Raw genomic sequence first — 17,281 nt, 5'->3', positions numbered from 1 at the left:
GCGGTTTGGTCCCACTCCTTCCCATCCCGAACAGGACAGTGAAACGAACCAGCGCCGATGATAGTACGGTCTCCCGTGTGAAAGTAGGTCACCGCCAAACCCTTATTCATACCCCCTGCCTAATAAATCATAGGCAGGGGGTTTCTGCTTGCGGGGGAGGAAGGACGTGTGGATTCACTAAAAACAGCATGAAAATCTAACAACCCCGTCTTAAAGACAGTATGAAAAACTTTTCAGGCTGCCTTTAGACTTTGACGTCAGGCAATTTTTTACAGCTTCAATACAAATTTACGATAAAGATATTCTCCGCCAAGCAAAAATCCCATTAGAACATAGGAAATAATGCCGGTATAAAGCGCCCATAGATGGTAGGCTTCAACAAATACCAGCAATGCGGCCAGACTGCCGTTTAGCAGAAAAAAAGCACACCATATCTGAGTGATTCGGCGTGTATAAACGACTCCTTCCGGAGGAAGGTCGGGATGCTGTAAGCGGGCGATTTTTTCGATCGCACTCTGTTTTTGGGTAAGGCTTAGTGTAAAGACAAACAACATTAAGCCGCTCACCCATACCGGATACCAATACATACTGTCCGGCAGCCTGAACAACAGGGTAAGGGCAAAAAATGCCGCAACCAATAGCGAAATGCGTTTTTGGATGCGGTCGGACTGAAGATAAGCGCGGCCGAGCCACAGCGCCATCATCAGTCCGGCCAAAGCGTAAAACCAACCCTGGCTGCGACCGTAATACCACAGCAGCGGGTAGATCAGGCTCAGCAGCGTGAGCAGGATTTTGGCGGTAGTACTCACTGGGTGGCGTTATCGGACTGGTAAAGTTTCAGTACCGCCTGCACCACATCGTCCACAGTGCGCACGTTGCGAAAATCGTCGGCCTGCAGTTTGTAGCCGGTTTGGCGCTTGATTTGGTCGAGCAGGTCGATGGCATCGATGCTGTCGATTTCCAAATCTTCATACAGATTGGTGCTGCCGGTGACATTGCTGGTGTCGATTTCAAACATGTTTTCCAGAATATCGAACAAAAAAGCGCGGATTTCGGTTTCGGTCATGGCAGATCCTCAGCTGGCACGTTGTTTTTCGATAAAGGCGGCAAGGGTGGAAACATTGGCGAAGCTGTCGCGCAGTTCCTGGTTTTCGCCGTCGAGCTGGAAGCCGAAATGTTTTTGCACGGCTAATCCCAGTTCCAGCGCGTCCACCGAGTCCAAACCCAGGCCTTCGTCGCCAAACAGCGGCGCCTGATCGTCAATATCGGCGGCGCTGATGTCTTCCAGCCCCAGGCTGTCGATAATCAGTTGTTTGATTTCTTGTTTCAAGTCAGTCATTTTTGCTTCTTTCGTTAAAGTAGTGTTGCAAATAATCGTTCAAACGGCGCGCGGCAATCGGCAACGGATGCTTGGCGAGCCAGTCTTGCGGGTCGATATCGTCGCCCACGCGGAAAACGTAAACCGGTTTTTGCAGCGGGATTTTGTACCACGGCTGGCCTTTTTTGAAATTGGGCGGTTGCATTCTGATGACCACCGGCGTGATGGTTTTTGCGCTACGCAAGCCCATCGAAACCGCGCCGCGGTGAAACTTCACCACTCCGTCCCAGCCGGTGCGGGTGCCTTCGGGGAAAACCAGCAGGCATTCTTCCTGCAAAATCTTATCCACCGCTTCGACAAAATCCATATCTTCATGGTTGGGCAGATAGCCGCAGGAGCGGATTTGGCCGATCATGGCCGGGTTTTTCAGCAAATCGGCTTTCACAATACAGTTGGCTTCCGGTACGCGGCTGAGCAGCAGCACCACATCCAATAGCGACGGATGGTTGGCCAAAATCAGCTGCCCCGGCCGGCCGAGCCGCTCGAATCCTTCAAAACGCACGCTCAAAATGCCCGCCGCAGTCAGATAATGGCTGAACCACAGCCAGGTTTTGGTTACCGTGCGCCGCGCCCGTTTGCGGCTGGCCAAATCGGGCGACGGATTGAGTAAAAACGGAATCAGAAACAGCTGCAGCAGCACGCCGAATACGCCGAAAAACACAAAACCCAGCCCGGTGGCAACCAGCCGCCATGCGCGATTGGCGCGGCTGCTTAAGGACGTTTTTTCTGCCATTGCCAAACCTTGTCCGCATAAAGGTGCTGCCATTCAAGGCAGCCTGAAAGCTCGTGTTGCAGCCACGACAGCGCGCCCCAATAGCCGTTTTGCGCCTGTTGTCCGGCTGCGGCAGGCATTGCGCTCAAACGCCAGCCGTCGCCGCGGCCCAGCAGCATCGAGAGCGCATAAGGGAAAGGTGCGCGTTCGGCAGGGGCGGCCGGATATTGCGCTTGCAAAGGCTCGTCCACCACCGCCACCAGCACCTTGTCGGTACCGTCGGCAAGAAAGCCCGCCGCTTCGGCCAGCGCCGCTTCCAAACCGTCGCCGCGCACCGACAGCGCGGTGTATTCGCTCATATCGCCGCGCAGCATCGACCATTGGCCGGCCAGCGCGTTGTGTACCGACAGCCCGAACGATGTGGGCGACACTTCATTTTCGCGCAGCAGCCCCACCCACAGCGCAAAGCTGCGGTTGATTTCGCCGTCGTGCGACGCCAGTACCAGCGGGCAGCGCTCGTTTTCGGCAACAAGCGGATGGGCAGCCTGAAACAGCAGCCGCGCCGAAACGCCCAGTCTCCGCCGCTGCATGGCGGGCAGGAAAGCCACCGGCGGCGGCGTGTCGGGCAAATCTTCCGCCCGCAGCCGTCCGCCTGCCCACGCCGCCCATTCTTCGCTGCTGTGCAGACGGGTGGACGCGGCATGCCAGCCGAGCAGGTTGAAAGAGAAAGAAAGGGAAGCGTTCATGCGTTTTCAGGCTGCCTGTGTTAAGCGGGCGGCGCATCAGATGCCGCCGCCGGACTGCCCGCTTTGCCGCGGGCGCAAGATGGCGCGGATTATAGCAAAAGGCAGCCTGAAACCCTATGCCCAAAAGGCGTTTGAACGGTTTTTCAGGCTGCCTGAAACGCACTCGGCAGCCTGAAAAGTATTTTGGGACGGCATCGCTGCCAAAGCGGCGCAAAGCAGCCTGAAAACGGCGGCGGCTTGATTGGAATCAGCCTGTGCCGCCGAATGCCGCCAGCTGCCGGTATGCCGGCTGCCGCCAGCGGCCGAATCCCTGCCAGTGTATCTGCACTTTCAGGCTGCCCGGCCACACGGCGGCAAGTAGGAAAGCCTGCTCGCCGGCGGCTGATTGGCAGCCTGAAAGCAAAGGACTGTTGCCAATCGCAAACACTTTTCCCGCCCAGTTTTCATCGTTTGCATGCAGCTGCCAAACGCCGTTATCCGAGCGGCGCAGGCCGACTGCGGCCATATCCGCCAAAACCAAACCGGCGGCTTTGAGCAGCGTTTCTTTCAGCGTCCACAGCAGGTAATGGCCGGCGGCATCGGCGCCGTTTTCTTCCAGCCAGCGGCATTCGTCGGCATGGAGTATCCACTCGCGCCAATGGGCGAAACGGCGCGGGCGCAGCGCTTCCAAATCAATGCCGACGGCAAAACCGTGGGCAAGCGCAAGCGCCGCATGGCCGCGGCTGTGGCTGAGCGAGGAAACGGCGCCGGCCTGCTGTTTGAGAAAACGGCTCACCTGCCAATCGGTGCTGCCGCCGCGCGTGGGATGGGCGGCAAGCAGGGCGCGGTCGGCAGCGGACAAATCCTGCGGCCGGTAACCGGCGGCGCAGTCGGGGCCGGCCAGATAGAGATGCAGGGTATTTTGCGATTGCTGCAAAGCGTTCATTTCAAGTAAACTGCGTTAAGTTTTGTAGCCGTTTGTCTAATCGTTTCACTTTTAGGAGACCGTAATGAAGAAAAGCCATTTTGTCCTGCCCGCGCTGATTGTAGCCGCTTTCGCCGTGAGCGGCTGTAAAAACAGCCAAAGCCCCGAAGACGGTGCCCGTAGCGACAGCCACAGCAGCCAGAGCGACAAAGCATCCAAACAAACTTCCGGCAGATACTGCCGCCTGCTCAAAGACGACGATCCCGGCCGCAAAGGCCGCAAAGTGGTGTACCGTTGCGACGGCCGCGCGGTGATGGCTTCCGAAGAAGCAAAACAACTGCTCGAACCCGGCATTCCGGTGAGCTTTGCCGGCGGCGGCCGCGTGATTGAATCCGGTCTGACCACCCGCCAGGCCGCCAACGCCACCGGCCGTTCCGATGAAGTCGCCTGCCAGCGCGCCTTTATCAACGCCGCCCACAAATTCCAGGAAACCGCCGCCAAACGCGGCGCCACCCGCGTGAGCAACTTCCACAGCATTTACGACCGCAAACCGATGCACGGCGGCCAGTACGACTGCGAAGTCGGCACCTTCCACGCCCGCGTGGTATTCAAAGGCGACCTTGCCCGCTAAACGCTTACAGCATCCGAAGAATGCAGGCAGCCTGAAAACCCTTTTGCCGCCCGAATCCGGCGGCGCAGCAGGTTTTCAGGCTGCTTTTTTTCCTTGGATAGGGAGGATTTATGCTGAAAACGCTGGCTTTATTCGTGCTGACCGCGCTGGCCGAAATCATCGGCTGCTGGCTGCCCTATCTGTGGCTGCGCCAGGGAAAAAGCGCCTGGCTGCTGCTGCCTGCCGCCGCTTCGCTGGCGCTTTTTGCCTGGCTGCTTACACTGCATCCGACTGCCAGCGGTCGCGTGTATGCCGCTTATGGCGGCGTGTATGTGTGCGTGGCGCTGCTGTGGTTGTGGCTGGCCGACGGCATCGCCCCGCGCCGCAGCGACTGGCTGGGCATGGCGCTGTGCCTGTGCGGCATGGCAGTGATAATGCTCGGCGGCAAACGGCTTTAAAGGGCGCAAAGCAGCCTGAAAACCTTTGCGCCGCTGTCGGGAGCCCTTGGAAAACGGGCAAAACCGTTTTCAGGCTGCCTGAAAGCACCGCCCGCGCGGGCATGACGCCGCAGCCGTTTGGCGGTAAAATCGTGCCCTAAATCCGCACCGCTTGCCGTTTTGTTTTGCCGGCAGCGGTGTTCTTGCCGTCTAAACGCCGCGTTGTTGCCCGGCCGCCGCCTGTTTTGCCGTTTCAGGCTGCCTTTTTTGTCTGCTGCCCATGAACATCATTGCCCTGATTCCCCACTACCGCCATCCGACCACCCTGCCGCAGGTGGTCGCCGCCCTGCGTGCTGCCGGCCTGCCGGTGCTGGTGGTGGACGACGGCTCGGGCGAAGAATACCGCGCAGCGGTGGAAGCGGTGTGTGGCGAGAGCGTTCAGGCTGCTTTCCGGCCGGTAAACGGCGGCAAGGGCAGCGCGGTGAAATGGGGGGTGAAACTGGCCGCCGAACAGGGCTACAGCCATGTGCTGCAAATCGACGCCGACGCCCAGCACGATTTTGCCGACATTCCGCGCTTTGTCGAAACCGCGCGCGCGCAGCCGCAGGCGGTGGTTTGCGGCCGGCCGGTGTACGATGGCAGCGTGCCCAAAGCGCGGCTTTACGGCCGCAAAATCACCGATTTTTGGAACGCGGTAAACACCTGCTCGCGCGACATCAAAGACGGCATGTGCGGCTTCCGCATCTATCCGGTTGCCCCGTTTTTGGACGTGGTGCATCACGAAAAGGTGGGTGATCGTATGGATTTTGACAATGAAATCCTGATCCGCCTGTACTGGCGCGGCCTGCCCTTTGTGTGGCTCGACACCCGCATCGCCTACCGCGAAGAAGGCATTTCCCATTTCAGGCTGCGTGCCGACAACTGGCTGATCAGCAAAATGCACACGCGGCTGTTTTTCGGCATGCTGGCCTGGCGCTTGGGCGGCGGCCGCAAAAAACGGCAGCGCCACTGGTCGGCGCAGCGTGAGCGCGGCAGCCCGCTGTTTCTGAAAATCAGCGTGTGGCTGGTGCGCTATCTGCCGCTGTGGATCGCCCGCCTGGTGTCGGCGCTGGTGGCGGCGTATTTTTATCTGACTTCGCGCAGCCAGCGCCGCGCCGTGCGCCAGTACCAAAGCAGCCTGAAACAGTCTTTTCCCGATGCGCCGCTGCCCGCACGCTTTGCCGTGTACCGCCAGTTTGCCGCCTTCGGTCAGGCGGTGGCCGACCGCTTTGCGGTGTGGCAGCGCAAAATCACCGCCGACAATCTGGTGTTGGAAGACCCCGACGGCCTGTTCTCCACCGTGCGCTGGCACGAAGGGCGCGGCCAGATTCTGATCTGCTCGCATCTGGGCAATATGGAAATCTGCCGCGCGCTGGTGTCGCGCCATCCCGGCTTCAAAATGAACGTGCTGGTGTATGACGCGCATTCCGCCGAGTTCAGCCAGGCGCTCAAAGCCGCCGGCGCCAGCTACATCCAGCTGATTCAGGTGGACAAGCTCGATGCCGCGCAGATGCTGTCGCTGTCGCAGAAACTCGATGCCGGCGAATGGATTGCCATCGCCGCCGACCGCACGCCGGTGCGCGGCAACAAAACTGTGGCCGTCGATTTTCTCGGCCGCCGCGCCGAGCTGCCGCAGGGGCCGTGGCTGCTGGCCGGCCTGCTCAAAGCCCGCACCAACACCATTTTCGTGCTGCGCGGCCGCGGCCGGCGCTACCATCTCTGTCTCAAGCACTTTGCCGACATTCCCGCCTGGACACGCGCCAACCGCGAGCAGCAGATTGCCGAAGCCGCCCAGCGCTATGCCCGCCTGCTCGAGCAATACGCCCGCCGCGCGCCGCTGCAATGGTTTAATTTCTACGATTTTTGGAATACCCCGCATGGCTAAACACGTTTATCTGCGCCACAGCACCGAGATGGAAGTCCCGTTTTTCGACGTTGATGTGATGAACATCGTCTGGCACGGGCACTACGTCAAATATCTCGAAGTCGCCCGCTGCGACCTGCTCGACTTTATCGGCTACAACTACGCGGTGATGCTCGAGCGCGGCTATATGTGGCCGGTGGTCAAGCTCGATCTCAAATACGTGCGCCCCGCCCGTTTCGGCCAGAAAATCCGCGTTGAAATGGCGCTTACCGAGTTTGAAAGCTGCCTGAAAATCGACTACACCATCTGCGACGCCCACAGCGGCGCCAAGCTCACCCGTGCCACCACCACCCAAGTCGCCCAGCGCATGGACAACGGCGAAATGCAGTTCCAAACGCCCGACTGCTGGCAGGACGCGCTGCGCGGCACCGCCGGTTTTCAGGCAGCCTGAAAACGCCGGCAGCAAAAACGGGATAAGGCTTTCAGGCTGCCTTTGCTTTTGCCCGAACAGGCAGCCTGAAAACGGCAAAAACGCCAAACGGCACGGTAAAAACCGTGCCGTTTGTTTTTCAGGCTGCCGGGAATCAGAAGCGGGTGCCGAGGCTGATGTGCCAGCGCAGCCGTTTGTCGTGGTGGCCGTAGGCGACGTCGAAAGAAAAAGGGGCAACCGGGCTGAACCAGCGCAGGCCGATGCCGGTGCCGTGGCGCATGGTCATGTCTTTGAAGTTGCGGGCAACGCCGCCAACATCGTGAAACAGCGCGAGGGCGAAACTTTCTTTAATCGGAAACTGATATTCGGCGCTGGCCACCGCCATTGCGCGGTCGGGCAGGATGGCGGAGCTGTCGCTTAAGCGGCGGCCGATGCTGTCGAGCTCGTAGCCGCGCACCGACGAGGCGCCGCCGGTGCGGAACATCAGGGTGGAGGGCACTTCGCCTTCGGTTTGTTTTTGGGTACTGTACACATAGCCCAGTTCGCCGCGCAGCACCAGCGTGCCGATTTTCTTGTTTTCCGGCGTGAAGTAGTAGCCGGCATTGGCTTTGACCCGCGCCAGCGGCGCCGAAGAGAGCAGCTTGCCGAGAGTTACGCCGACTTTGCCGTCGAGATAGTAGCCGTTGGCCGGGCGCAGCAGGGTTTCGATGTTCTGCCGCTTCCAAGATGCAGTGAGCATGGTAGCGTGGCTGCGGCCGATGCGGGTTTTGCTGTCGGGCACTTCGCTGTTTTCAAAAACGAACTCGATGCCCAGCCGCGCATCGATGCCGTCGCGGTCGCGCACGCGCCACAGGCCGCCGCTAACCGCGCGTTTTTCCAGCTTCTGCGTGGTGCTGCGCGAATAGCCCAGGCTGGTGGTGTAGTAGTAGCCGTGGTTGTTGCGCGGCTGGCTGATGCCGACGGAGGTATTGGTCTGGTAACGGTCGATGGAAGTGGACAGCGAGCCGACGTAGCCGCGCTTGAACAGGTTGTAGTGCGAATAGCCGAGGCTGCCGCCCAAGCCGTAGGCGGAATCAAAACCAAGACCGGCTTCGAATTTCTGGCGCTTGACTTCGGATACCGCCACTTTCACCGGCACGCGGTCGTTTTCCATGCGCTCGAAGTCGGCCTGCACCGAAGCGCCGGCGTAGTGGCCGTCGCCCTCGAGCGACTGCTGGTAGTCAAGCAGGCTGTCGAGGCTGTAGGGATCGCCCGGGCGGAATTTGGCCAGATCGCGCACTACGCTTTCGGGATAACGCTCGGTGCCGCTGATTTCAAAGTCGCCGAAATAAACCGGCTGCTTGCTGTCGATGGTTACTTTCAGATCGGCGCTGTTGGTGGCGGGATTGATGGTGGCGCGGGTGGTGGAAAATTCCGCCAGCGGGTATTTGCGCCGCGCCACCGCGCCGAGCACCGAAGTTTTGCTGCTCGACCAGTCTTCCTGGCGGAAAGGCGCGCTCACCGGCAGCCGCCAGCCGGAGAAGGCGTCTTTGTAGTAGCTGCCCAAATCGTCTTCCTGCAGGATGTCGCCCAACAGTGCCACCCCCACTTTGTCGATGCGGGTGCGCTTGCCCAGGTCGATTTTCAAAAGATAGCCCTTGCCTTCGGGAACAATGTTGATTTTGGCGTTGAAATAGCCTTCGGTTTTGAGCATGTTGAGCGCGTCGTTGGGCGCGTCTTCCAAAAGATAGCCGACTTGTTCGCTGTCCAAATCTTCGGTGCGCTGGTAGTGGATCAGCGGCAGGTGCTGTTCGAGCATTTTTTTGATGTCTTTGTCGGCCACTTCGATGCGCACGGGGTGGCGCGGCGTGTATTTGGGCGTGTCGTCGATATCGTCGTCGCTGTCGGCCGGTTTGAGCCAGCGCTCTCGGATGCGGCTTAACACGCCGGTTTTTTTGTCTTTGCTTTCTGCGGCGGCGCTTTCGGCGTTTTCAGGCTGCTTTTGTTCCGTTTGTTGAATGCTCTGTTCGGGCTGCGTTTGCGCGGCCGCCGGCGCCGAGGCAGCCTGAAAGCTGTCGTCGGCAAGGGCGGGCAGGCTCAGCCACAGGCTGAGGCAGAGCAGAAAACAAAAGGGGCGCTTAGACATGTGCGGGTGGTGCGGAAACAAAAAAGAGCCACATTCTAACATCGAACGGCAGCGTCTGCTTTTCAGGCTGCCTGCCGCGCCGAAGGCAGCCTGAAAACAGCGGCGCGATGCCTGCCGCTTTGCTGCGTTTTGCCGCCGCCCGGTTTTCAGACTGCTTTGCCCCGCGCGGCGCGGTGGCGCATGATTGCAACACACGGCTACCGCTGCCGTATCCGCGCGCCGTTTTTTGATACCGCTTCTTGTCGGCAGGCAGGGTTTCAGGCAAACTGCCCGCTTTTTCGCGGCACCGTTTCAGGCTGCCGGTTTTCCGTTTCCGATTTCCCCGATTTATGTCCGAATTTTCTTCCCGCAACCGGATCGACACCCTGCTGAAGGTGGAAACGCCCGAGGCTGTCGATATCTATCTGCGCCCCGCTTCAATATTCTCGCGCTCGCGCGCCTATCTTTTGGACTTGCTTATCCGCTTTATTTGGCTTTGGCTTTCAAGCTGGCTGCTGAGCCTTCTTATCGGCCTGCTCGGCGTGAATTCCGATGTGTTTATGATGCTGTTTTTTCTGAATCTGTTTTTTGTTTTGTGGCTGTACCACGTGCTGTTTGAAGTGCTGTGGAGCGGGCAGACGCCCGGCAAGCGCGTTTTCGGCCTGCGTGTGGTAAACGACGACGGCACGCGGGTGGGCTGGAGCGCGGCGATGATGCGCAATCTGGTGCGGCTGGCAGACGGCCTGCCGTTTTTGCACGGCGTCGGCATGGTGGTGGCGCTGTGCGACCCCTACGGCCGCCGCCTGGGTGATATGCTGGCGTCCACGGTGGTGGTTTATGCCGAGAAAAACCGCGCTGCCGCCGCGCGTTTGTCGCTGCGCGGCGTCGAAGCGGTGGCGCCGCCGGTGGTGCTGACGCGCGAGGAGCAGCAGGCGGTGCTCAGCTTTGCCGAGCGCCGCTCGTCGCTGGCGCCGGTGCGGGCGCAGGAGTTGGCGGAGATGATGGCGGTGTCGATTTTCGGCGGCCAAATCGGCGGCGACCCGCAGCAGCTGATACTGGGGTTGGCGAAATACTATGCCGGCGAAGAGCGTAAGCAGGAGGGCGTTGCGGCATGAGACAGCTGTTTTTTGAAGAGCAAAACAACGCTTTCTGGCAGAAATTCGAGCAGGATTTGCAGCTGCTGGAGCAGGACAAGCGCCTGCCGCCGGCGCGCACCGAGTGCTTTGTGCAGCACTACCGCACCGTCTGCCACCATCTGGCGCTGGCAAACGACCGCCATTATTCGGGCAGCCTGACTTCCTATCTGCAGGCGCTGTGCGAGCGCGGCCACCAGCTGCTTTACCGCGGCCAGCGCCAAAGCCTGCTGCCGCGCTTTGTCGAATTTGTCCGCAGCGGTTTTCCGCAGGCGGTGCGCGCCGAGAAAAAGCTGGTCATCGCCGCCCACCTGATGTTTTACCTGCCTTTTTTGCTGGCCTTTTTGCTGGTGCTGGTGCTGCCGGAGAGCAAGCTGGACGAGGTCCCGGGCTTCGATAGTTTTTCCGATTTGGAAACCATGTATAACGATATGCAGAAAGCCTATGGCGACGGCAGCAACCGCGATTTCAGCCAAAACATGATGATGTTTGCCTATTATGTGTTCAACAATATCGGCATCGCCTTTCGTGCGTTCGGCAGCGGTGTTATGTTCGGGCTGGGCACGGTGTTTGTTACCGTGTTCAACGGCTGGATGATCGGCGGCAGCATGGCCTATATGATCGGCAAACCCAGCGGCCCGGCGTTTTTCTCGTTTGTGATTACCCACGGCGCTTTCGAGCTGACCGGCATCGTGCTGTCGGCGGCCGCCGGTTTGCGGCTGGGCGCTGCGCTGCTTTACCCGCAGGGCTTGTCGCGCCGCGATGCCTTGAAAGTGCAGGGTAAAAAAGCCATCGCGCTTTTAAACGGCGCTTTTTTGATGCTGTTTATTGCCGCGATTATCGAAGGCTTTTGGTCGCCGCTCACCAGCGTCCATATGGCTGTCAAATATGTGGTCGGTCTGGGTATGTGGGTTTTGGTTTATGCCTATCTGATGTTTGCCGGCCGGCAGGGGGGCGCAGAATGAATATTTGGGAAACGCGCCTGAACTTCCGCCCGCGCAACGGCTGGGAAGCGCTGGATTTGGGCACGCGCCTGTTTCAGGAACGCCCGTTTCTGTACATGGGGCTGTGGGCGGTGTATTCGCTGCCGTTTTACGGCCTGCTGATGCTGGTGTTCTGGCAGCAGCCGGCGTGGGCGGGATTTCTGATCTGGCTCTTGAAGCCGGTGTTTGAAGCGCCGCTGCTGCAGCTGATGTCGCGGCAGGTATTTGAAGATCTGCCGGGCTTTTCAGGCTGCCTGAAAAGCAGCTGGCGCAGTCTGTGGCGGCCGCGGCTGATCGGCGATCTGACTTGGCGCCGCCTGAGCATCCGCCGCAGCCTGGTGCTGCCGCTGACGGTGCTGGAAGGCTTGGGCGGCAAAGCGTGGTCGCGCCGCAGCAGCGAGCTGTCGCGCCGCAGCAGCGCGATGGCCGGCTGGCTCACTTTCGTCGGCATCCACATCGAAATGATCCTGTCTTTCGGCCTGCTGCTGCTCGGCATCTGGTTGTGGTGGGAAGATCCGACTTCCACCTTCTTCGGCAATCCCTTTACCAATCTGCGGGCGTGGAACGAACTCGGGCGGCTGTTTGAAACCCTGTTTGTTACCGACGACGGCATCGTGGTCAACCGCATTTCCAATCTGATTTATGTGCTGGTGCTGTGCTTCTGGCAGCCGATTTATGTTGCCAGCGGCTTCAGCCTGTATCTCAATTCGCGCACGCTGGCCGAAGGCTGGGACATCCGGCTGGCGGCGCGCAAAATCCAAGAGCGGCTTACCAAGAGCAAAAGCGCGCTGTGGGCGCTGCTGCCGCTGGTGTTTGTCGTTTTCGCCCTTTCAGGCAGCCTGAAAGCGCAGGCTGAGCCGCTACCGGACGAGCAGAAAATCGAGCGCATCAAGAAAAACGAACTGTCGTCCAAACCCTTTCCCCGTCTCGAAAAAGAAACCAAATGGGTGAAGAAAGACCAGAAATACAAACCGCCCGAACTCGATGTCGCCCTGCCCAAAACCAAAGCCAAAGCGCCGGTGGGCGTCAATATGGTGATTTACCTGATTGCCGCGCTGGCGCTGGGCGGCGTGTTGTTTCTGCTGTGGCGCTGGTCGGCGCATTACTCGGGCAAACTCGAAGGCGTTGAAGTGCCCGATACCCTGTTCGGCATGAAAATCACCCCCGAGAGCCTGCCCGACGACGTGGCGGGCGAAGTGCTGCGCCTGTTTGAGCGCGACCCGCGCGCCGCGCTCAGCCTGCTGTACCGCGGCAGCCTGTCGCAGGTTGCGCGCCGTTACGGCATTCCGCTGCGCAGCAGCGATACCGAGGGCGAAGTGCAGCGCCGCATCGAGCGCCTGAAGCCGGAACTGTCCGCCTACTGGCGGCTGCTGACCACCAATTGGGTGGCGCTGGCCTATGCCCACTGGCAGCCCGACCGCGAAGCGGTGCACAGTTTGTGCCGCGACTACCGCCGCCTGTTTGCCCTTGCCGAGAGTGAAGGCAGCCTGAAAAACCATAAGCGCAACACGGCAGGAGGTGCGGCATGAGTAAAGTCAGAATCCTGCTGCTGGTGCTGGTATTGGCGCTGCTCGGCGGCGGGCTGTATTTCGCCACCGGCTGGGAGCGGCGCCAAGTTACCGTGTGGAAAAACGACGTCCGCGCAGAATGGAGCCATCGGGAAAAAGAGCTGCTGGGCGTGCAGGCGCTGCTCAAAGCCCAAGGCCGCCAGGACAAAGACATCGAGCTGGTGCAGTTAAGCGACAACGTCAATCTGATCGCCCCCGGTACCAACCAGCTGCTGATTGTGTCCGACAGCAACCTGAAAACCCGTACCGATGCCGAAATCCTGCTCGACTGGGTGGCGCGCGGCAACCATGTCGTCATCGAAACACCGACCGATTACAGCATAGCCGAAGACGACGATGAAGATGAAGAAGACGAGCAGGAAGAGCGCTACGGCTACAGCAAAGCCCTGTTCGAAACCCTGAAGCTGAAGCACGGCGAAAAAGAGTTTCCGGAAGCGGAAAAAGAGCAAGAGGCGGTTGCCATCCATCCGGCCTGCGCCGACAGCGAGAAAAAACGTCTTGCCGCCGCTGAGGTGATGTCCGATGACGAAAAACGGCTGGAACGCGATTTCAATCAGGACAAGTACGCCCGATTGAACGTCAAACAGTGCAGCTTCTACATCAACAGCATCAAGCTGCCTGAAGGCAAAACCCTGTATTTCGACAATAACCACCACGGCCGCCTGCTGCAGCCGCAGGCCGGCAGCCAGGTGATGTTCCAAGGCGAAAACCATCTGAGCGGCAGCCAGATTGTCCGCGTGCGCCACGGCGAAGGCAGCCTGACTTTCAGCAGCACCACCAGTTGGCTGAAAAACCCCGAATACCCGCCGCGCGCCGACAGCGGCCTGAAGCTCTACGACCACGCCTATCTGGTGTCTTATCTGGCGCAGGGCAAAAGCAAAATCGTGCTGCTGGGCGAATTGCGCAGCCGCACGCCGCCGCTGCGCAAGCCGGTGCTGTGGATTATTCTCACCAAATACGCCGCCCTAAGCTGGCCGCTGCTGGCGGTGCTGGCGCTGGCGGTATGGCGGATTGCTGCCCGCATCGGTCCGGTGCGCAGCCTGCCGCCCGCGCCCGAGCGCTATCTGGGGCAGCATCTGCTGGCGCAGGGTCGCTTCTTGGCGCGCCACTTCTCCGAGCGCTCGATTCTGGCCGATTTGCAGCAGGAACTGCTCGAACATCTGGAGCGCCGTTATCCGTCGTGGCACCAGCTGACGCCCGCCAAGCGGCTGGACTTTGTCTGCAGCCAGACCAAACTTTCCGCCGATACCGTCAAACCCTGGCTCGAGCCGCTGCCTGCGCACGTCGGCCCCGTCGAATGGCTGGCCATGCTTTCCAAGCACCGGCTGCTGATGCGCCGCCTGCCGCATAAATGGTACTGAATCAGGCAGCCTGAAACCGAAAAAGCAGCCTGAAAACCATCCGCAGCGCTTTTCAGGCTGCCTGCATCCCAAGCAATTATCCGCAATCCGAACCTTAAGGAAGAACCGATGAACGAAACCCCAAACACCCAGTCCGCCGCCGCCCCGATGCAGCAGGGCATGCGCGCTGTCCAAGTCCTGCGCCAGCGTTTGAACGACGTGCTGATCGGCCAGTCGAAAGTGGTGGACGAAGTGCTGACCGTCTTTCTCGCCGGCGGCCACGTCCTGCTCGAAGGCGTGCCCGGTACCGGCAAAACCCTGCTGGTGCGCTCGCTGGCGCAGACCTTTGCCGGCGAATTCCGCCGCATCCAGTTCACCCCCGACCTGATGCCGTCCGACGTAACCGGCCACTACCGCTACGACGCCCACAACAACCGCTTCGAGCTGCGCCAGGGGCCGGTGTTCACCCACCTGCTGCTGGCCGACGAAATCAACCGCGCGCCGGCGAAAACCCAGTCCGCGCTGCTGGAAGTGATGCAGGAGCGCAGCGTCACGCTCGACGGCAACACCCACCGGCTGCCCAGCCCGTTTATGGTGCTCGCCACCCAAAACCCCATCGAGCAGGAAGGCACCTACCCGCTGCCCGAAGCCCAGCTCGACCGCTTTATGTTCAAAGTGATGATCGGCTACCCCAACCACCAGGACGAAACCCGCATGGTCGGCGCCGTGATCGCCAGCAGGGGCAACGACATTCTCAACGACAACACCCCGCAGCATGTGTTCCAGCCGCAGCAGATCGAGCAGCTGCAAAAGCTCGCCACCCGCGTGCAGGTCGATCCGCAGATTATCGACTACGCCGTGCGTCTGGTGCAGTCCACCCGCGACTGGCCGGCGCTTTCCGTCGGCGCCGGGCCGCGCGCCGGCATCGCCCTGATCAGCTGCGCCCGCGCCTACGCGCTGATTGCCGGCCGCGAATACACCACCCCCGACGACATCAAAGCCGTGTGGCTGCCCGCCATGCGCCACCGCGTGCGCCTGTCCACCCAGATGGAGATGGAAGGCGTGCACGTCGAGCAGGTGCTGAACGAGCTGGCCGCCAGCGTTTCCGCCCCGCGGCTGTAAGGCGCTGCCATGAGACCGACCAGACGGCTGATTGCCGTAATGGCAGCCTGCGTTGCGATAGCCGCCTTCGGGCTGCTGCTGCAAAAACTGGGGCAGGGCAGCGTCGGACTGTTGGCGAAGCAGGCCGGTGCCGGCGGCGCGGTATTGGTGGCGCTGGCCGCGCTGTTTGACGCCTTTTCCAGACGCCATCCGCCCGCGCCCCAATTCGAGCGCCACCTGCCGCACCAGTTTGCCCAAGGGCGGGCGCATACCGTCGAAATCACCGTCAGTCCGCCAAACCAGGGCTTGTGGCGCCAGCCGCAGCAGCTGATGCTGGCCGACCACGCTCCGGCCGACTGGGAATGCAGCCCGCCGCTGCTGCACGTCGATACCCTGCCCGGGCGCATCAGCATCGCCCGCTACCAGGCCAGTCCGCGCCACCGCGGCCGCGCCTACTTTTCCCACATCGAATACTGGCTGCCCAGCCCCTTCGGACTTTGGCAGCGCCGCCACCGCGCCGAATTGCCCGCGCAAATCGACGTGCTGCCCGATTTCAGCCGCATTCTCGGCGCCGATTTGATCGGCCTGCAGCGCTGGCTCAATCTGGTCGGCGTGAAAAAACTGCCCCGCCTCGGCCTCGGCCAGGACTTCCACCAGCTGCGCGACTACCAAGACGGCGACGACATCCGCAATATCGACTGGAAAGCCACCTCGCGCATGAGCCGCCCCATCGTCCGCACCTATCAGGACGAACAAGACCAGCAGCTCTTTTTCCTGCTCGACTGCGGCCGCAACATGCGCCTGCAGATGGGCGACAAAAGCCATTTCGACCACGCCCTGCAGGCGATGCTGCTGCTCTCTTACACCGCGCTCAAGCACGGCGATGCCTCCGGCCTGCTCACCTTCGCCCACCCCGAAAGCCGCTTCGTGCCGCCGCACAAAGGCATCGAGCAGCTCGGCCGGCTGGTGCAGGGCGTGTTCGACATCGAACCCTCGCAGCAGGCCGCCGACTTTGAAAGCGCCGTCAATCTGCTGCTGCAAAAGCAGAAACGCCGCGCCCTAGTCGTCGTGCTCTCCCACATCGACCACGAAGACGACCAACGCCTGCTGCAGCACGTCCAGCGCCTGCGCAAGCACCACATGGTGCTGTTCGCCGCCCTGCGTCCGCACGCCGTGGACAGCGCGCGGCAGGATGCCGTAAACAGCGAAGACGACGCTCACCGCTATCTCGGCGCCCTGCATTACGAAAAACAAAGCGCCGAAATCATGCAGAAATTCCAGTTTGCCGGCATCCTCGCCATCAACGTGCTGCCCAAAGAACTGAGCAGCCAGCTGATCAACCACTATCTGAAACTCAAACGCGGCCGGGGTTGGTAGGCAGCCTGAAACGCCCGTCGGCACGCAAAAAAGCAGCCTGAAAAAGTTTCAGGCTGCTTTTTGTTTTACTGCCTTTCGTTTGGGGGCTGTCTGGCGGCGTTTTTTGCGTTTGGAGCGGCCGAAGTCGAAAATATCGAAGCAGTTGCAAAACTCCAAGGCGCAGTCGGCGCTGCGGCAGAAGCGGGATTTGAAGGCGGCGCTGTCGCCGCAGGTTTCGGGCAGATGCAGGACATCCGGCGCGCAGTCGGCAATATCGGGAACGCAGTCGCCGCGCTGGTGGTAGGCCATACCGCCGGCGCGGCGGCGCAGGTTTTCCGCCCGACAGCGTTCAAAGCGCTTTTGCAGCACCCGCCAGCCTTTGAGCAGGCCGTAGCGGCGGATCAGCCGCCGGCCGACGCCGGAGCAGCCGCTGCCGCCGTGCTTCAGCCGGTAGGCGCAGCCGTAGCCTTTGTGCGGCGAGATGCGGCGCTGGTAAACGGCAATCGCCGCCAGCACCAGGCGGGCGGGCAGTTTTTTCAGGCTGCAGAAAATGGCGTTCATGGCGGCGGTGTCGGG

General features: G+C 60.6%; 19 protein-coding genes and 1 rRNA gene. 11 read left to right on the top strand and 9 right to left on the bottom strand.

What is annotated here, in order from left to right:
• Positions 1-100 (top strand): 5S ribosomal RNA (gene rrf, locus OP500_RS05155); the annotation flags it as partial.
• A gap of 169 nt (positions 101-269) precedes the next feature.
• Here rrf and OP500_RS05150 read toward each other — a convergent pair.
• The 6 genes from OP500_RS05150 to OP500_RS05125 all read right to left on the bottom strand — a co-directional run bounded on the left by OP500_RS05150 (position 270) and on the right by OP500_RS05125 (position 3,761).
• Positions 270-809 carry a hypothetical protein gene (locus tag OP500_RS05150; protein WP_238748118.1) on the bottom strand — a complete coding sequence of 180 codons (540 nt, stop codon included), beginning with the start codon at positions 807-809 and terminating at the stop codon, positions 270-272.
• Positions 806-1,066 carry an acyl carrier protein gene (locus OP500_RS05145; RefSeq protein ID WP_238748117.1) on the bottom strand — a complete coding sequence of 87 codons (261 nt, stop codon included), beginning with the start codon at positions 1,064-1,066 and terminating at the stop codon, positions 806-808. Before OP500_RS05145 ends, OP500_RS05150 begins: the two co-directional genes overlap by 4 nt.
• A 9-nt stretch (positions 1,067-1,075) precedes the next feature.
• Positions 1,076-1,339, bottom strand: coding sequence for a phosphopantetheine-binding protein (locus tag OP500_RS05140; RefSeq protein WP_238748116.1), 264 nt, complete (start codon positions 1,337-1,339; stop codon positions 1,076-1,078).
• Positions 1,332-2,111 carry a lysophospholipid acyltransferase family protein gene (locus tag OP500_RS05135; RefSeq protein ID WP_238748115.1) on the bottom strand — a complete coding sequence of 260 codons (780 nt, stop codon included), beginning with the start codon at positions 2,109-2,111 and terminating at the stop codon, positions 1,332-1,334. The genes OP500_RS05140 and OP500_RS05135 overlap by 8 nt, the downstream gene beginning before the upstream one ends.
• The gene (locus OP500_RS05130; RefSeq protein ID WP_238748113.1) at positions 2,090-2,836 is read right to left on the bottom strand and encodes a beta-ketoacyl synthase chain length factor; all 747 of its coding nucleotides are present in this window, start codon (positions 2,834-2,836) and stop codon (positions 2,090-2,092) included. The genes OP500_RS05135 and OP500_RS05130 overlap by 22 nt, the downstream gene beginning before the upstream one ends.
• Before the next feature lie 247 nt (positions 2,837-3,083).
• Positions 3,084-3,761, bottom strand: a complete 678-nt coding sequence (locus OP500_RS05125) for a 4'-phosphopantetheinyl transferase family protein (protein WP_238748112.1) — start codon at positions 3,759-3,761, stop codon at positions 3,084-3,086.
• Positions 3,762-3,825: 64 nt separating this feature from the next.
• On the opposite strand from OP500_RS05125, the gene OP500_RS05120 reads away from it, so the two are divergent.
• From OP500_RS05120 to OP500_RS05100, 4 genes are all read left to right on the top strand, one after another.
• Positions 3,826-4,371, top strand: coding sequence for a hypothetical protein (locus OP500_RS05120; protein WP_274070373.1), 546 nt, complete (start codon positions 3,826-3,828; stop codon positions 4,369-4,371).
• A gap of 110 nt (positions 4,372-4,481) precedes the next feature.
• Positions 4,482-4,808, top strand: coding sequence for a YnfA family protein (locus OP500_RS05115; protein WP_274070372.1), 327 nt, complete (start codon positions 4,482-4,484; stop codon positions 4,806-4,808).
• A 259-nt stretch (positions 4,809-5,067) separates the two neighbouring features.
• Positions 5,068-6,711, top strand: coding sequence for a glycosyltransferase family 2 protein (locus OP500_RS11245; RefSeq protein WP_337992792.1), 1,644 nt, complete (start codon positions 5,068-5,070; stop codon positions 6,709-6,711).
• Positions 6,704-7,141, top strand: coding sequence for an acyl-CoA thioesterase (locus OP500_RS05100; protein ID WP_238748109.1), 438 nt, complete (start codon positions 6,704-6,706; stop codon positions 7,139-7,141). Before OP500_RS11245 ends, OP500_RS05100 begins: the two co-directional genes overlap by 8 nt.
• Before the next feature lie 133 nt (positions 7,142-7,274).
• On the opposite strand, the gene OP500_RS05095 is transcribed toward OP500_RS05100, so the two are convergent.
• Entirely contained in the window at positions 7,275-9,245 is a 1,971-nt protein-coding gene (locus OP500_RS05095) for an autotransporter assembly complex protein TamA (RefSeq protein WP_238748108.1), read from the bottom strand.
• On the bottom strand, positions 9,238-9,597 hold the full coding sequence (locus OP500_RS05090; RefSeq protein ID WP_274070371.1) for a hypothetical protein: 360 nt from the start codon (positions 9,595-9,597) through the stop codon (positions 9,238-9,240). Before OP500_RS05090 ends, OP500_RS05095 begins: the two co-directional genes overlap by 8 nt.
• Here OP500_RS05090 and OP500_RS05085 point away from each other — a divergent pair.
• From OP500_RS05085 to OP500_RS05060, 6 genes are all read left to right on the top strand, one after another.
• Entirely contained in the window at positions 9,575-10,339 is a 765-nt protein-coding gene (locus OP500_RS05085; RefSeq protein WP_238748107.1) for an RDD family protein, read from the top strand. The genes OP500_RS05090 and OP500_RS05085 overlap by 23 nt on opposite strands.
• Positions 10,336-11,322: a stage II sporulation protein M gene (locus OP500_RS05080; protein ID WP_238748106.1), complete on the top strand. Its 987-nt coding sequence runs from the start codon at positions 10,336-10,338 to the stop codon at positions 11,320-11,322. The genes OP500_RS05085 and OP500_RS05080 overlap by 4 nt, the downstream gene beginning before the upstream one ends.
• Positions 11,319-12,869, top strand: a complete 1,551-nt coding sequence (locus OP500_RS05075; RefSeq protein WP_238748104.1) for a DUF4129 domain-containing protein — start codon at positions 11,319-11,321, stop codon at positions 12,867-12,869. The genes OP500_RS05080 and OP500_RS05075 overlap by 4 nt, the downstream gene beginning before the upstream one ends.
• On the top strand, positions 12,866-14,269 hold the full coding sequence (locus OP500_RS05070; RefSeq protein WP_238748102.1) for a DUF4350 domain-containing protein: 1,404 nt from the start codon (positions 12,866-12,868) through the stop codon (positions 14,267-14,269). The genes OP500_RS05075 and OP500_RS05070 overlap by 4 nt, the downstream gene beginning before the upstream one ends.
• A 108-nt stretch (positions 14,270-14,377) precedes the next feature.
• Complete coding sequence (locus OP500_RS05065) at positions 14,378-15,370, top strand: AAA family ATPase (RefSeq protein WP_238748101.1); 993 nt, start codon at positions 14,378-14,380, stop codon at positions 15,368-15,370.
• A gap of 9 nt (positions 15,371-15,379) precedes the next feature.
• Positions 15,380-16,726, top strand: coding sequence for a DUF58 domain-containing protein (locus OP500_RS05060; protein WP_274070370.1), 1,347 nt, complete (start codon positions 15,380-15,382; stop codon positions 16,724-16,726).
• 48 nt (positions 16,727-16,774) lie between these two features.
• Here OP500_RS05060 and yidD read toward each other — a convergent pair whose 3' ends face one another.
• Positions 16,775-17,266, bottom strand: coding sequence for a membrane protein insertion efficiency factor YidD (gene yidD, locus OP500_RS05055; protein ID WP_238748099.1), 492 nt, complete (start codon positions 17,264-17,266; stop codon positions 16,775-16,777).
• Positions 17,267-17,281 lie beyond the last annotated feature (15 nt).

The organism is Kingella sp. SNUBH-2017 (assembly GCF_028680565.1).
In the GTDB taxonomy this organism is placed as follows: domain Bacteria; phylum Pseudomonadota; class Gammaproteobacteria; order Burkholderiales; family Neisseriaceae; genus Kingella_D; species Kingella_D pumchi.
This window is presented reverse-complemented; position numbering and strand designations above follow the sequence as displayed.